This window comes from Kitasatospora azatica KCTC 9699, from assembly GCF_000744785.1.
In the GTDB taxonomy this organism is placed as follows: Bacteria; Actinomycetota; Actinomycetes; order Streptomycetales; family Streptomycetaceae; genus Kitasatospora; species Kitasatospora azatica.
This window is the reverse complement of record NZ_JQMO01000003.1, coordinates 1907288-1922389: the sequence shown is the minus strand read 5'-3', so window position 1 is coordinate 1922389 and position 15102 is coordinate 1907288. Positions and strand designations below refer to the sequence as shown.

11 protein-coding genes are annotated in these 15102 nt (G+C 74.7%); 3 read left to right on the top strand and 8 right to left on the bottom strand.

What is annotated here, in order from left to right; translation table 11 throughout:
• Positions 1 to 17: 17 nt before the first annotated feature.
• The 5 genes from BR98_RS19190 to eccB form a co-directional block, all read right to left on the bottom strand.
• Positions 18 to 545 carry a SigE family RNA polymerase sigma factor gene (locus BR98_RS19190; protein ID WP_035846306.1) on the bottom strand — a complete coding sequence of 176 codons (528 nt, stop codon included), beginning with the start codon at positions 543 to 545 and terminating at the stop codon, positions 18 to 20.
• Positions 546 to 605: 60 nt separating this feature from the next.
• Positions 606 to 1874: a type VII secretion-associated serine protease mycosin gene (gene mycP, locus BR98_RS19185; RefSeq protein ID WP_232247459.1), complete on the bottom strand. Its 1269-nt coding sequence runs from the start codon at positions 1872 to 1874 to the stop codon at positions 606 to 608.
• Positions 1875 to 1979: 105 nt separating this feature from the next.
• Entirely contained in the window at positions 1980 to 2276 is a 297-nt protein-coding gene (locus BR98_RS19180; RefSeq protein ID WP_035846302.1) for a WXG100 family type VII secretion target, read from the bottom strand.
• A gap of 86 nt (positions 2277 to 2362) precedes the next feature.
• Entirely contained in the window at positions 2363 to 2668 is a 306-nt protein-coding gene (locus BR98_RS19175; RefSeq protein WP_035846299.1) for a WXG100 family type VII secretion target, read from the bottom strand.
• A gap of 178 nt (positions 2669 to 2846) precedes the next feature.
• Positions 2847 to 4448 carry a type VII secretion protein EccB gene (gene eccB, locus BR98_RS19170; RefSeq protein ID WP_035846292.1) on the bottom strand — a complete coding sequence of 534 codons (1602 nt, stop codon included), beginning with the start codon at positions 4446 to 4448 and terminating at the stop codon, positions 2847 to 2849.
• A gap of 253 nt (positions 4449 to 4701) precedes the next feature.
• On the opposite strand from eccB, the gene eccE reads away from it, so the two are divergent.
• The 3 genes from eccE to BR98_RS19155 all read left to right on the top strand — a co-directional run bounded on the left by eccE (position 4702) and on the right by BR98_RS19155 (position 9171).
• Positions 4702 to 5967, top strand: coding sequence for a type VII secretion protein EccE (gene eccE / locus BR98_RS19165; RefSeq protein ID WP_232247457.1), 1266 nt, complete (start codon positions 4702 to 4704; stop codon positions 5965 to 5967).
• Positions 5967 to 6734, top strand: coding sequence for a hypothetical protein (locus BR98_RS19160; protein WP_232247456.1), 768 nt, complete (start codon positions 5967 to 5969; stop codon positions 6732 to 6734). Before eccE ends, BR98_RS19160 begins: the two co-directional genes overlap by 1 nt.
• A gap of 184 nt (positions 6735 to 6918) precedes the next feature.
• Complete coding sequence (locus BR98_RS19155) at positions 6919 to 9171, top strand: MinD/ParA family ATP-binding protein (protein WP_063774803.1); 2253 nt, start codon at positions 6919 to 6921, stop codon at positions 9169 to 9171.
• A 63-nt stretch (positions 9172 to 9234) separates the two neighbouring features.
• Here the strand turns inward: BR98_RS19155 and BR98_RS19150 are convergent, their stop codons facing one another.
• The 3 genes from BR98_RS19150 to truB form a co-directional block, all read right to left on the bottom strand.
• Positions 9235 to 10209: a bifunctional riboflavin kinase/FAD synthetase gene (locus tag BR98_RS19150; protein ID WP_035846287.1), complete on the bottom strand. Its 975-nt coding sequence runs from the start codon at positions 10207 to 10209 to the stop codon at positions 9235 to 9237.
• Positions 10210 to 11431: 1222 nt separating this feature from the next.
• Entirely contained in the window at positions 11432 to 13957 is a 2526-nt protein-coding gene (locus BR98_RS19145) for a hypothetical protein (RefSeq protein ID WP_051969930.1), read from the bottom strand.
• A gap of 218 nt (positions 13958 to 14175) precedes the next feature.
• Positions 14176 to 15081, bottom strand: a complete 906-nt coding sequence (truB, locus tag BR98_RS19140) for a tRNA pseudouridine(55) synthase TruB (protein WP_035846286.1) — start codon at positions 15079 to 15081, stop codon at positions 14176 to 14178.
• Between the last annotated feature and the right edge of the window lie 21 nt (positions 15082 to 15102).

Here is a 15102-nt window from a genome sequence, read left to right as displayed (position 1 = left end):
GAAGAGTCTGCAAGGCTTCAGGCGGTTTCGACCAGCGAGTCGCCGAGGACGGCGCGCAGCCGGGTCAGCGCACGGCTGCTCTGGGTGCGGACCGCGCCGGAATTCGAGCGCAGCGCCTCGGCGGTCTCCTCGACGCTGCGGTCCTCCCAGTAGCGGAGCACCAGCACGGCCCGGTCCCGGGCGGAGAGTTGGGCCAGCGCCTCCAGCAGGGTGACCCGCAGTTCGGGGTCGCTCGCCCGGGCCGGCGCGTCCGGCAGCTCCACGGTGGGGCGCTCGGTACTGCTGCGGCGACGCTGGTGGGTCAGGAAGGCGCGGACCAGGACGGTGTGCGCGTAGGCGGCGGGGTTCTCGATCCGCTGTCCGCCGGTCGACCATCTGCTGCGCCGCCACAGCGCGTACATCCGCCCGAGCGCCTCCTGCACCAGGTCCTCGGCGAGGTGGGTGTCCCCGCCGGTCAGCAGGCAGGCCGAGCGGTAGAGGTGGCCGGAGCGGGCGACGGCGAACTCCAGGTACTCCGCCTCGCGCGCCGTACTCTGCTGGCCCACCGCTACTCCCCCGCTCGCACCGCCCCGACACTCTGATGACGCGGCGGCGGGCCCGGGCTGTTACAGGGTGTCGGTGCCTTTCGAGCGGCGGCGGGCGTCGCGCAGCACGACCGAGCCGCCGAACAGCAGGGCGACCATCAGCGCGGCCGTGACCAGGACGTACGTGGCGGTGCGGCGGTCGCGGTCGGCCTGGGTCTCGCCGAGGCCGAGCGGCTGCGGCACGATCGGCGCGTCGGCCAGCCTGACCTGCGGGTCGGGGACCGGGTCGTTGGCCGGCGGGTCGGTGTCGGTGACCGCCTTGACCGGGTCGACCACACCCCAGCCGATGTACTTGTTGGGCCCGCGCTCGGTGCGCTGCGCGGTCTGCTCGATCCGGGCCCGGATCTGCCGGGCCGTCCAGTCCTTGTGCTGGCCGCGCAGCAGGGCGGCCACCCCGGCCACATAGGGGGAGGCGAAGCTGGTGCCGTTGTCCACGCACTGGCCGCCGCCGGGGACGGTGGAGAGCATGTCGACGCCGGGCGCGGCGACCTTGACGAAGTTGCCGTACTCGGAGAAGGTGGCGCGCTCGTTGTTGCGGTCGGAGGCGCCCACCGCGAGCACGGTGTCGAAGGCGGCCGGGTAGGTGTTGCCCTCCTGGCCGTCGTTGCCGGAGGCCGCGACCACCACCACGTTGGCCGCCTCGGCCGCGTCCACCGCGCGCTTGAGCACGTCGCTGCCGCCGAAGGCACTTCCGGTGGTGCCGCGCACGTCCTGCGAAATGTTGATCACCTTGGCGCCCCGGGTGACCGCCTCGTTGATCGCCTGGGCCAGCGTGCCGACGTCGCCGTTGCCCGCGTCGTCGTTCTGCCGGATCGCCAGGATCTGTGCGTCGGGGGCGAGTCCGACGAAGCCGACGCCGTCGCGGTGAGCCGCCGCGATGATCCCGGCCACCTTGGTGCCGTGGCCCACCGGGTCGGTCTTGGAACCCCCGTCGGTCAGCTTGGGCGGGTTCTGGCTCTTGTCCATCAGCAGGTTGGGGCCCTCTTGGACCTTGCCCTTCAGCTGCTCGTTGCGGTCGTCCACACCGGTGTCGATCACCGCGACCAGCACGTCCTTGCCGGTGACCGCGCCCTTCTGCCAGAGCTGGTCGAGCAACACCCGCTGCAGCGCCCACGGGGTGGCGGGGACGTCCTTTTCGCCGAACTTGCAGTTGCCGGCGGCGGAGATGCTCAACGGCGACCAGTGCACCCCCGGCGGGTCGGCGGCGTACGCCGGGGCGACGGCCGAGCCGGCCAGCACGCCCAGGACCACCGCGGCCGCCGCAGCGCGGCCCAGCCTTCGCCTCAACACCACTTCGCACCCCTCGACTTGCCGCAACAGCCGGAGCGGGCGCCCGGCTCGGGACGCCCGCTCCTCGACACGATCAGCACCAGGCCCCCGTGCGGGGGCGAGGGCTCAGCCCGCCCAGATCGCCTTGTTGGAGTTCTCCGTGGCGGTGTAGCTCTGGTGCGCGTTGTCCAGCGCCGCGGCGATCTGGTTCAGCGTGGTGTGCAGGTCGGCCGCCTTCTGGTCCCAGATGGCCTGGCGGGCCTGGTAGCCCTCCTGCGCCGCGCCGGTCCAGGAAGCGGCGATCTTCTGAACGCCGGCCTTGAGGTCGTCCAGCTGCGACTGGATCGTGTTCGCGGTCTGGCGAACCGTGGTGCCCGCGTTCTCGATCGTGGCAAATGTGACCTTGATGCTGCCGTCAGCCATGGTGACTCCTTACGAGGAAGAGGTGGACCGGGGACGACCCATCCGAGGCTGCCCCCTCCGAACTACGCTGCGTTGACCCGAACGGGTCAGGCGCCCTGGACGCCGCTGATCGACGAGCGCTGCTGGTCCTCCGTCGTGGAGTACTGCTTGGTGGTGGTGTCGATCGCCTGGCGGATCTCGTCCAGCACCTTGTTCAGCGCGTTGGCGTCGTCGTTCCACTTCTCCTGGAGCTGGTGGTAAGCCGTCGCGGCGTCACCGGACCAGCCACCGGCCACCTCGCCGATCAGCGAGTTGAGCTTCGAGATCTCGCCCTGGATCTGCGAGTTCACCTCGGTGATCCGGGCCGAGAAGGCACGCATCTCCTCAGCGGTCGTCGTGAACTGACCAGCCATCTTGCACCGTCCCCCATGAGACAGACCATCGTCGGACCCCCTGGTCACCCAGCCCGCCCGACGGACATCACGGTGTGATGCCTGGCAGCACTGTAGTCGCCGGTGGGGACAGGCCCAACACCGGGCGCCGTTTGGTTACCAAGCCATGACGTTGTGACAGCCGCGAGCTGACCAAGTGTCAGGAGTTCTGCTCCTGCACGGCGGTCTTGGTGTTGAGCGCCGAGCCCACGGGCACCAGGTCCGACCACGCCTTGGGCACCGGCACCGGCACGTCGTCCTTGTAACCGAGCCGTGCCTGGGCCTCATTCGGTACCGGCTGCCCGGGCTGGGCGCCGGCCTGCGCCCCGGCCGCCTGCTGGGCCGCGCCGGCGGACGCACCGGCGCTGGGCGAAGCCGGCACCTGCCCCTCGCTGTAGGTCGGCACCGAGTAGCGCAGCCCGGTCTCGGTGATCAGGTAGTCACTGCCCGAGGCCTGCGGGTCGTTGTCCATCGCCCGGTAGAACAGCCCGTGGCCCGGGCTGACATGGGCGGTCGCGGCGCCGAGGGTGAAGGTGGCGGGGAACTCCGTCCAGGCCCAGACGGAGCGCTGCACGTCCCCGCCGGGGGTCATCCCGTCGAAGGTCGAGCAGATCACCTGACGGGTGCCCGAGCCGGTGCTGTTGACCGGGCCACCCAGCTTGGCGGACGGCCAGTCGGTCACCTTGGCCATCGGTCCGCTGGTTTCGTAGTCGCGGGTGTTCTGGGCGTTGTCGGTCGGGGTGATGGTGTCCCATTGCACCGTCTCACCGCGGTCGTAGGCGACCTGGGTCTGCGGGTTCTTCAGGATCAGCTGGGCGGTGAACTGGGTGACCTGGTAGAGCCGATTGAGGCCCACCACGTAGTAGGCGTCCCCCGAGGTGACCACCCGGCCGACGAACTGCTCCTTCGGGTCGGAGAGCGGGACGGTGGAGTGCGTCCTGGTGGCGGTCAGGCCGGGGACGCTCGGGAAGGTGATGGCGGTGCCGTCCGCCAGCGTGTCCAGCCACTGCTGGGTGACATGTTCCGGCTTGGGTTGGGTGCCGAAGACCGCGATCCGCAGCGCCGTCATGTCGGCGTCGCTCATGCCCTGCTGGCCCAGCACGTGCTTGCGCCCCTGCGAGTCCACCAGGTACTGCGTGCCGTCCGCACCGTTCTTGCGCGGCGCCTGGACGTAGAGCGACTGGCCGTCACCCAGCAGCCGGTCCTTGCGGGCCAGGGTGGCCGCCTCCGGACCGGCCGCCACGAAGACGCCCTGGTTGGGGTGGTCGTCATCGGCACCGGGCAGGTCGCAGACCGACCACTTCTTGGCCTGCTGGGCGTCCTGCGCGCTGGGCAGCTTGTCCGGCGCGTACGGGATGCCGATGGTCGCGCCGTGCGTCTTGTAGTTGTCCAGCACCGAGTCGGCGACGAAGACCACCTTGGAGTCGGCCGGCAGCACCAGCTTCGCCGAGGCCATGTTGAGCACCGGGTGCAGCACCTTGGTGCCGTTCGGGCCCGGCAGCACCACGTAACGGGTCGTCGAGTCCTTGCCGACGATGACGTTCTTGCCGTCGTCCCAGCCCTGCTGCGCCGTGGGCTTGATCATCCCCCACAGCCCGAACCCGGCCATCACCAGCGCGCCCACCACCAACGAGGGCACCACCGCGCGGATCGGCCGCGGCGCGTCCTCGTCGCTGCCTCCGCCGCCGGGCTGCAGGAACGCGCCCACCGTGCGCTTGCGCGCGAAGGTGTAGGCGTTCAGCTCGTCGCGCCGTGATGCCATCTGTCCTCGTCTCCCCTGTTCAAGCGCCCCGCTCGCCAATTCGCCGCCCGCCGGGCCCGGTGTGCGGCCCAACCCTCTACGATGCGGCAGACGGTGAGTACGGTACGGGTACTGTTCAGCGCCCGGCCAACCGGGCTGTGACAGCCAATCAGAGAGGGTCACGCGGGGGATGCCAAGCCAGACCGCTCCAGGGCGACGCAGGACGGCACAGCGCAGTGCGGAGAGTCCGGTCCAGGTCACCGGGCCGACACCGGTGCCGATCAAGGTGCACCCGCGGCCCGGGCTGCTGGGCAGCCGGCTGCGCCTGCAGCAACTGGTCCTGATCGAGGTCGCGGTGGCACTGGTCGCCGTCGGCTGGACGATCAACAAGATGGTGGCCGGGGCGTTCGCCGTCCCCGCCGTGCTGCTGCTGGTGCTCGCCCTGGTCCCGATCCGCGGCCGCACCCTGCCGGAGGCGCTGCGGATCCGCTCCGCGCAGCGCGTGCGCCGCCGCGAGGCACCGGGCAGCGTGCCGCCGGGCACCGACCCCGGCCTGGCGCCCGCCCTCGAGCTGGACCCGGCGCTGCGCACCTGCACCCACGCCACCGAGATCGACCTCGGCGCCGGCCGCCCGGTCCGCCGCGAGACCGGCATGATCGGCGACGGCACCTTCCTCACCTCGGTCCTGCTGGTGCAGGCCAAGGACCAGCCGCTGCGGCCGATGCGCACCGCGCTGCCGCTGCCGCTGGACGTGATCTGCTCGGCGCTGCGGGTGGACGACATCAGCCTGGAGTCGGTGCAGCTGGTCCAGCACACCCAGCCCGCCCCGGCCCCGCACCTGCCCGAGCAGGCCCTGGCCACCCGCGCCTACCAGCAGCTGCCGGACGGTCTGACCACCCCGGCGCTGCGGCTGACCTGGGTCGCGCTCAAGCTCGACCCGGAGCGGGCGGCCACCGCCGTGCTGGCCCGCGGCGGCGGCGAGGAGGGCGCCCGCAAGGCGCTGCAGCGGGTCACCGACCAGCTGGCCGGCCGGCTGAACGGCGCCGGGTTCAGCGCCACCGCGCTGGACGAGCGCGAGCTGATCGCCGCGCTGTCCATCGCCACCTGCGCCAACCCGCTGGCCACGGCCGGCCGGCAGGGCTCCGGCAGCGGCGGCGGGGTGACCCGGCGCACCCAGGAGAGCAGCCGGTTCTGGCGGGTCGACGACCGCTTCCACACCACCTACTGGATCTCCAAGTGGCCCCAACTGAGCCGCCCGGGCGGCGCGGCGGGCCGGATCTCGGCCCCTGACCTGGTCAACCTGGTCACCGGCACACCCGCGCTGGCCAGCGCGTTCAGCCTGACCGCCCGGCCCGGTACCGGCGACGCGGTGGCGATCAGCGGCCACGTCCGGGTGGTGGCCCGCAGCGAGCACGACGTCGCGCAGTTCGGCCGACTGCTGGAGCAGCGCGCGCAGAGCGTGGGCCTGGGGCTGTCCCGGCTCGACCAGGAGCAGGCGCCCGGTCTGCTCGCCACGCTGCCCCTGGGAGGGACTTCCTGATGGCCTACCAGACCTACTCCGGCCAGTCGGCGCACCCCGGCCCCGAGCGGCCGCGACCCGTGGCCCGGATCCGGGCCGGCTTCGGCCTGCGCGGCCCGCGCCGGGAGCAGCACGTGCTGGAGCCCGCCGACCTGGCGGCGCTCGCCTTCCCGGTCGGCGACGACGGGGTGCTGATCGGCGAGGACCCGGAGCGCCGGCCCGCCGTGCTCGGCCTGTTCCGGCCCACCGCGTACGACGTGGTGCTGGTCGGCGGTGTGTGGACGGCTCAGCTGGTGGCGCTGCGCGCGGCCGCCACCGGTGCCCGGGTCGCGGTGGAGACCGCCCGGCCGCAGATCTGGGCGCCGCTGGCGCAGGCCGCGGGCGGCGGGCAGCCGTGCGTGACGGTCCACCAGATCGGCCGACTCGGCGCCCAGGGCGCCTCGGTGGCCGCGCCGGTGCTGGTGGTGCGTGACCTCGGGCCGCGGCCGCCGCGCAGCCGGCTCTCCGCCTCGCCCTGGCAGTCCACCCTGACCGTGCTGCCGTTCCTGGGCCCGAACGCGGCCCGGGTGCTGAACGCCGCCGACCTGGTGGGCGTGCAGCGGGTCTCGCCGCAGGAGGCCGAGCTGGTCGGGCGGGTGCTGACGCTGAGCGGGCCGGACGTTGCGGCGCTGCCCACCCTGGGCGAGGACATCACGCTCTGGGCCACCCGGATCCGCCGTCAGTACGTCCGCACCGAACCGGGGCAGGCCGAGCACCAGCTGCTGGGACCGGCCCGCCGGGTCGACTGAGCCGGACCGCCAGGACCGACCACCGGGACGGACCACGGACGGGGTCGGCGGTCACTCTGACGAGTGCCCGACGGCCCGTCAGGACCGACCAGACCTGACGGTGCAGTGAACCCGGCTGGGACAAGGTTCTAGTCTTGTGCCTACGGCACCGCGACCAGCGGCGGCGAACACGAGGGAGCCCAAGGTGAGCAGCGATCGGGACGGCGTCTACGTCGGCGACAACGCGGCGGAGGACGACGACGACTGGTCCGACGCGCCTGACTACACTCCCCCGTCCTGGTACACCCAGGGCGAGTCGGCGTCGGGGGGCGGGACGGCCACGCCGGCCGCTGCTCCCGCCGAGTCGGCGGCTCCGGCCGCTGCGGCTGCCGTGGACGGGACCGCTTCGACTGCCGTAGCCGCCGCGCCCGCGCCGGTGCCCGGGCAGGGGCAGCCGGTGCACGAGCAGGCCGCGCCGGCGCCGACCGCCGCTGCGGCCCCCGCGGCCGGGCCGGCTCCGACGCCGGTGCCCACTCCGGTGCCGGCCCCCGCGCCGCCGGTCGGCGAACAGCCGCCGACCGCTCAGCCGCAGCCCGTCGCCCCGGTGGCCCCCGCGCCGAACGTGCCCGGGCCCGGGGCCGCACCGGTGGCCGCGCCCGGCTGGCCTGCCGCCGAGCAGGGCCCGTACCAGGTCGCGCCGCCACAGCCAGGCCAGCCCCAATCCCCCCAGCCGCAGCCCGCTCAGCCCCAGCCCGGCTACCCCGGCAGCGCCTACCCGCCCGGCGCGTACCCCCCGCACCTGCAGCCGAACGCCCCCCAGCCTGGTCAGCCCCAGCCCGGTCAGCCCCAGCCGCTGGCGCCGCAGCCCGGCCCCGGTGGGCCCTGGGCCCCGCAGCCGGGTCAGCCCGGCCAGCCGGTCCAGCCGATGCAGCCGGGTCAGCCCGGTGTGCCGCAGGCCGGACAGCCCGGACACCCGCAGCCGGGCCCGGTCCAGCCGGTCGACCCGCGCCAGGGCGGTTGGCCGCACCAGCAGCAGGCCGGCTACCCCGGACCGGTCCAGCCGGGCCCTGCCCAGGGCGCCCCCGCACCGGTCCCCGGCCAGGTCCAGGGCCAGATCCCCGGCCAGCAGCCCTACCCGGCGCCGGTCGGCTACCCGCAGCAGCAGGGCGTCCCGCAGGCCCCGGCCGCCTTCCAGCAGCCCGGCAACCAGCAGCCGACCGCGCTCGGCGCCCCGCTCGGCTACACCGCCGCGGTCGAGCTCAACTCCGACCGACTGCTGCGCAACCAGCCCAAGCAGCAGCGCCAGACCCCGCGGATCAAGTTCGGCGGCAAGGCCGCGGCGGCCGAGCGCGAGCGCAAGCTGAGCATCATCCGCACCCCTGTGATGAGCTGCTACCGGATCGCGGTGATCAGCCTCAAGGGCGGCGTCGGCAAGACCACGACCACCACCTCGCTCGGGGCCACCCTGGCCAGTGAGCGCCAGGACAAGGTGATCGCGATCGACGCCAACCCGGACGCCGGCACGCTGGGCCGCCGGATCAAGCGTCAGACCGGCGCGACCATCCGCGACCTGGTGACCGCCATCCCGCACCTGCGCAGCTACATGGACATCCGCCAGTTCACCTCGCAGGACCTCAACTCCGGTCTGGAGATCCTGGCCAACGACGTCGACCCGGCGGTCTCCACCACCTTCAACGACTCGGACTACCGCCAGGTGATCGACGTGCTGGGCCGCCAGTACCCGATCATCCTGACCGACTCCGGCACCGGCCTGCTGTACAGCGCGATGCGCGGCGTCCTCGACCTGGCCGACCAGCTGATCATCGTCGCCACGCCGAGCGTGGACGGCGCCAGCAGCGCCAGCACCACGCTGGACTGGCTGGCCGCGCACGGCTACGCCGACCTGGTGCAGCGCAGCATCACGGTGGTCTCCGGGGTCCGCGAGACCAGCAAGATGATCCGGATCGAGGACATCGTCGCGCACTTCCAGACCCGCTGCCGCGGCGTCGTGGTGGTGCCCTTCGACGAGAGCCTGGCGGCCGGCGCCGAGGTCAACCTGGAGATGATGCGGCCCAAGGTCCGCGAGGCGTACTTCGACCTGGCCACCCTGGTCGGCGAGGACATCCTCCGGGCGCAGCAGGCCCAGCAGGCCGCCGGCGGCTGGCAGCAGCAGGCCGCCGCCGGGCAGCAGCAGTGGGCAGGGCAGCCGCAGAGCTACGGCTACCCGCAGCAGGAGGCCCAGCCCTGGGGTGCTCCGCCGGCCGGCCAGCCCTGGGCGCAGCAGCCGGGCCAGCCCGCTCCCGGGCAGCCGCCGCAGGGCTACGGCTACCCGCCGGCCGGGCCCGCAGCCCCGCAGCAGCAGGCGCTGCCGCAGGACTGGACGCACCCGCCGCAGCAGCCCGACCCGGCCCAGCCCCCGCAGGGCTACGGCTACCCGCCGCCGCCCCCGCAGCAGTAGGCAGCAATGCGAACGGCGCCCCTTCGACCGGGGCGCCGTTCGCGTTCTGAGGAATCGTCAGACCTACTCGGTCAGCTCCCTGGCCTGCTTGACGTCGTCCGCCATCCGGTCGAGCAGCGCCTCGATGGTGTCGAACTTCTCCATCCCGCGCAGGTAGGCGAGGAAGTCGACCGCCACGTGCAGTCCGTACAGGTCCAGGCCGACCCGGTCGATCGCATAGGCCTCGACGGTGCGGGTGGTGCCGTTGAAGGTCGGGTTGGTGCCCACCGAGATCGCCGCCGGCATCCTCCCTCCTTGCCCGGCATCGGGCAGGAGGGGCCCAGGCCGGCCGAGCACCGTCAGCCATCCCGCGTACACCCCGTCGGCCGGGACGGCACTGTGCGGCACGGTGTCCACGTTGGCGGTCGGGTAGCCGAGGTCGCGCCCGCGCTGCGCACCGCGCACCACGACGCCCTCGACCCGGTGCGGGCGGCCCAGCACCTCGGCCGCGCCCGCCACATCGCCCTCGGCGACCAGCCGGCGGGTCAGCGTGGAGGAGAACGGCTCGCCGCCACCGGCCGCGCCTCGCACCTGCAGGTCGACCACCTCGACCTCGAAGTCCGCCGCCCGGCCGAGCTCGGCCAGCAGCGCGACATCGCCGGCCGCCTTGTGGCCGAACCGGAAGTTCGGCCCCTCGATCACCAGCCGCGCGTGCAGCGCGTCCACCAGCACCTGCTGCACGAAGGTCTGCGGCGACTCCTGGGAGAACTCCGTGGTGAAGGGCAGCACCAGCACCGCGTCCACCCCGAGTTCGGCCAGCAGCTCGGCCCGGCGCGGGTGCGGGGCCAGCAGCGGCGGGTGGCTGCCCGGCCGGACCACCTCGCTCGGGTGCGGGTCGAAGGTCACCACCACGGCCTGGACGCCCAGTTCACGGGCCCGGGCGACGGCCCGGTTGACGATCAGCTGGTGCCCCAGGTGCACACCGTCGAAGGAACCGATGGTGACGACGCTACGTCCCCAGTCGCCGGGAATCTCCTCCAGGCCACGCCAGCGCTGCACCCTGACCGCTCCTTCTCTACTTGGGGTCTCGCTCCGAGCTCCCGCTCCCGGGTGCTCAAACGCTCGAACTCGAACCCCTATAGCGTGCCATGCGCCCGCTGGCGCCCCGGCACCGGAACACCTGCTGCGCGCGGCGGCACCGCGATGACGGGGCGCACCGGGGCCCGCTCGGCCTCCGCGGCCGCGTACTGCGGGTCGGCACCGCGCGCCACCTGGGCCCGCATCCGCTCCAACAGCGGGCCGCCGGCCGGCGGGCGGGCGTCCGACGGCCAGTCGGCGAGCAGCAGGGCGAAGCCGGCCGTACGGCCCGCGCAGCGCACCAACAGGGCGTCCAGCCGCTCGATCCCGCCCTCGCCGTGGGCCCAGGCGTCCGCGATCCGGCGCACCACCGCGCGGGCCCGGTCCGGATCGCGCCGGTCCACGGTGGTGGCCACCCGCTCCAGCACCGGGGCCAGCACCGCCGGGTCCCGCTCGGTGGCCAGCAGCCGGTCCAGGAACTGTCGGCGCAGTTCCTCGTCGCCCGGTCCCGGGGTGGCCAGCACCAGGGCGAAGGTCTGCCGGAGGGCGGCCGGGCGGTCCACCGGTCCGGCGCCGAGCAGGGCGGTCAGGTCGCCCGGGCCCGCCGTGCCGAGGGCGAGTCGCCGGTTGAGGTACTCGGCGACCAGCTCGGCCCGCTCCGGACGCTCCCGCAGCAGCCGCCCGGCCAGCCGGGTGGCGGGGTCGGGCAGTGTGCCCGGCGCCCGCGTGTCGGCGGGCAGGGCGTCGGCGAGCACCCGGAGCACGGCCGCCGCGCCGGCGCCGGGCCGCTCGAGTCGGGCCTCGAAGGCGGCCAGCACGGCGGCCTGGTCGGTGTCGAGCGCGGTGCCGAGGATCTCCGGGGTGACGAACGAGTCGTCCGCGGCGTAGGCGTCGAGGGCGGCCTGCAGGTGCTTCGGACGGGTCCGCCGGTCGCGGACCAGCAGGGCCAGGGCGGCGCCGTGCAGGCCGGGTTCGGTCTCCCGGGCGAGCAGCGTCAGGGCGGTGAAGCGCAGCAGGTCCAGGCCCGGGCCGCTCGCGTACGGCGCGGTGCGCAGCGCGTGCACGGCGGCGGCCACATGGCGCTCGGCGCGCGGGTCGTGGCTCCACCGGTCGACGGCGCGGCAGAGCGCGGAGGGCTCCTCGACGGCCAGCACGGTGAGCAGCGCGTCCGCCCTCGGGTGCGCTGCGGCCACCAGCGCCTCGGTCAACTCGTCGACGGCGAAGGCGCGGTGGGCGTAGAGCAGGTCCTGGGCGAGGTCGGCGACGGTGGCGCCCGGGCGGGCCGGCAGGCCGCGGCCGTCCTCGAACCAGCCGCAGAGCAGCGGGAACACCGCTGCCCCGCCGGCCCGCAGCCAGGCCGCCGCGGCGCCGAGGAAGCCCTGCTCCGGACCGTCCGCCCGGACCAGGATGCGCAGCAGGGCCCAGCGGGTGGCCGGCGGGAGGTCGAGCGCGTCCCAGAAGCCGGGGCCGAACAGACCGAGGCCCGCGGTGTCCGGCTCCCCCGACGGACCGTCAACCGGCAGGCCGTGAACCGGCGGACCGTCAACCGGCGGCCCCTCCGGTACCGGTGAGCCGGCCGCACTCTCGGCCGCCGCACGCCCCGGCGCACCCGCTCGCTCGCCCGGCCCCCGTCTTCCGCCGCCTCCCGCGCCCCCTGCCCCGGCGCGCCACCGGCGGTCGGTCTGCGCCGGGTGGCCGGTCGCGGGCCCTCGCGCAGCGCCGCGAACCCGCCCGTCCCCGCCGTCGCCTGCGCGATCCGCTCGGCCAACCGCTCCAGCAGCTCCCGGTGCGCTCCGGGCGCCGGGCTCGCCCGCAGGCCCGCCGCGAGCAGCCGGGACGCCCACCAGCGGGCCTCCGGTCCGGTCCCCGGGTCCGCCAGGGCCTGCCAGAGCCGGTCCAGCCACCCGTTCAGCGTGGCCTCCCCCCAAGTCTCCCCGACCGTGCGCAGGGCGGCCTCCACCGTGCCCACCCGGTGCCGGGGCACCCCGCGCCGCTCCCCGGCGGCGAGCAGCTGGCACAGGGCCGCCTCCAGGTCCAGGTGCAGCCCGAGCAGCCAGTCGGCGATCTCCTCGTGCGCCAACCGGTAACCGTCGCCCGCCGGGACGAAGAGCCCCTCCGCGAGCACCGCCCGCGCCCAGCCGCCGCTGACCGGGAACAGCTCCTCGAAGGCCGCCCGTCCCAGGCCGCCCTGCCCGGGCCCGAGCATCCGCCGCGCCGCCTCGTGCAACCGTCCGGCCACCGTGGCCGCCAACCGCCGCACCCGCCCGGGCGACACCGGCACGGCCGGCCGGCCCACCGCGCCCTTGCGGTGCGAGGCGGGTCGCGGGCCCTCCTCGGCCAGCCGCTGGGCGATCCGCAGACAGCACAGGTCGAGCCACCCGCCGTACAGCTCGGCGCGGCCCGCCCCCGACGCCCCCGCCACCCCCGCCGCCCGCAGTTCTCCCGCCAGCCGCAGTACCAGCGGAGCGGTCGCCGCCTCCGGCGCCGTGACCCCGTACCGCCGGGCCGCCCGCTCCAGCGCCGATCCGCGCAGCGGGCCCAGCCGGTGCAACCGGACCTGGGCGACACCGTGCTCCACGTCCCAGCGCCCCGATTCCCAGCGCCCCGGCTCCCAGCTCTCCGGCCGGCAGGCCACCAGCAGCCGCGCCCCGCTCTCGCCCAGCCAGCGCAGCGTCCGCTCCCACCAGGGCGCGCCGAGGACGGCCGGCGCCTCCTCGGGACCGTCCAGCAGCACCAGCAGCGGCCGCCCGCCCGCCGCGCAGACCTGGGCCGCGGCCGCCGCCGTCACATCGGGCGCCAGGGCCCGTCCGACGGCATCCGTCACCGAGGAGTCGCCGCTCCACAGGTCGGCCCCGCGCAGCCAGAGCGTGGGCAGCGCCCGGGGGCCGCCCGCTCGGCGCACGGCGAGCGCGGCCAGCTCGGTGGTCCGGCCGCTGCCCGGTTCGCCGACCAGCACGGTGAGCGGGGCTTCCGGCTCCTCGCCGGCCAGCCCGTCGGCCCGCTCGACCCGGTCGGCGGCGAGGTCGGTGACCCGGCCCGGACCCGCCACGGCGGCCGCCAGCTGGCGGGAGGCCAGTTGGAGCATCCCGCCGAGGTTGAGCGCGGGCCCGTACGCCGGGGCGTCGACGGCGTTGCGGGCCAGCAGCTCGGCGAGTTCGGGCGGGAGCTCCGGGTGGCCGGTGATCGGGACGGCCGGTGTCAGGCCGGCCGGCAGGCCGCGCAGCCCGGGGGCGAGCAGGCCGAGCACCGCTCCGGTCGCCGGATCCAGGACCGGCAGCCCGGCCGGCAGCGCGGTGCCCGGGGCGGCTGCTCCCGGCAGCTCGAGCAGCAGGATCCCGGGCAGCAGCCGGACCGGACCGGGCCAGGCACTGAGTGCGGTGCCGGTGCCCAGCAGTGTGCCCAGCAGCGGCGGCGCGCCCTCGCGCGGCACGGCGACCGGCCGGCCCGGCTCGGCGAGCGCACCGAGCAGCACCGGGAGCGGCCGCGCTACGGCCGGTTGATCGACCGTCAGCAGTGCCAGGCCCAGCTCGGGGCACCGGGTCAGGCCGCGCACCACGGCATCACCGGCGCGCACCGGCGGAACGTCACCGAGATCGGCGACCGTCTGGTACGCCGTCAGCAGCGTGCCGCGGGCGTCCGCCGGGAACCCGTAGCCCAGCTCGCGCCCGGCGCTGTCGGACAGTCGTACCAGCGACCCGTTGGGGTCGGTGTCCGCGAGGCCACCCGTCATTGTGCTGCCCTCCCCGGCGGCCCGGGCGGGCTCCCGTCGGGCCCGTCACCGCTGCCGTGCTCGCCGCGATGAGCCTGCCCACGGGACGGGCCGAGCGACCCCGGCCGCTCCGTTCACCACGGCCGTTCACCTCGCGCGCTCGCCCATCCGAGTGAGCCCCGGCTGCCGGGGAGGGCACCAACTACCAAGGGAGGGCCCCGACGACCGGGGCGGAGCTGCTACCCGACGAAAACCGCCACCGGCCTGGCCTGGCCGCCCTGCTCCTCGACCAGCGCCAGGAAGGTCCCGTCCGGTCCGAAGACCGCGATCGGCCCGTCCACCCCGAGACCGGGCGCCTTCAGCCTGATCCCGGTGGAGAGCCGCTTAGCGTCCTCCTCGCCGATGTCCCAGCGCGGGAACGCGGCCGCCGCGGCCTCGGCGATCGGCAGCACGCTGAGCTGCTCCTCCAGCTGCTCCAGCGTGTGCGCGGACGAGACCTCGTACGGGCCGACCTTGGTGCGCCGCAGCGCGGTCAGATGCCCGCCGACGCCGAGCGCGGCGCCCAGGTCCCGGGCCAGCGCGCGGATGTACGTACCGGAGGAGCACTCGACGGTGACGTCCAGGTCGAGCACCGCCGTGCCGTCCTCGGCGACCGCCTCGCGCAGCTCGTGCACGGTGAAGGAGTGGACCGTGGTCGGCCGCGCGGGGATCTCGAAGTCCTCGCCCTCGCGGACCCGGTGGTAGGACCGCTTCCCGTCGATCTTGATCGCGCTGACCTTGGAGGGCACCTGCATGATCTCGCCGGTCAGCTTGACGATCTCGGCGTCGATCGCCTCCCGGCTGACACCGGTGACCGGGGTGGACTCGGTGACCTCGCCCTCGCGGTCGTCGGTGATCGTGGTCTGGCCGAGCCGGATGGTCGCCGTGTAGGTCTTGGCGGTCAGCATCAGGTGCCCGAGCAGCCGGGTGGCCCGCTCCACACCGATCACCAGCACGCCGGTGGCCATCGGGTCCAGGGTGCCGGCGTGGCCGACCTTCCTGGTCCCCGCCAGCCGCCGCATCCGGGCGACCACCCCGTGCGAGGTGATGCCTTCGGGCTTGTCCACGATGACCAGACCGTCGGGGCCGGTGCCTTTGCGCTTCATCGGTACTTTCTTGAGAGTGAA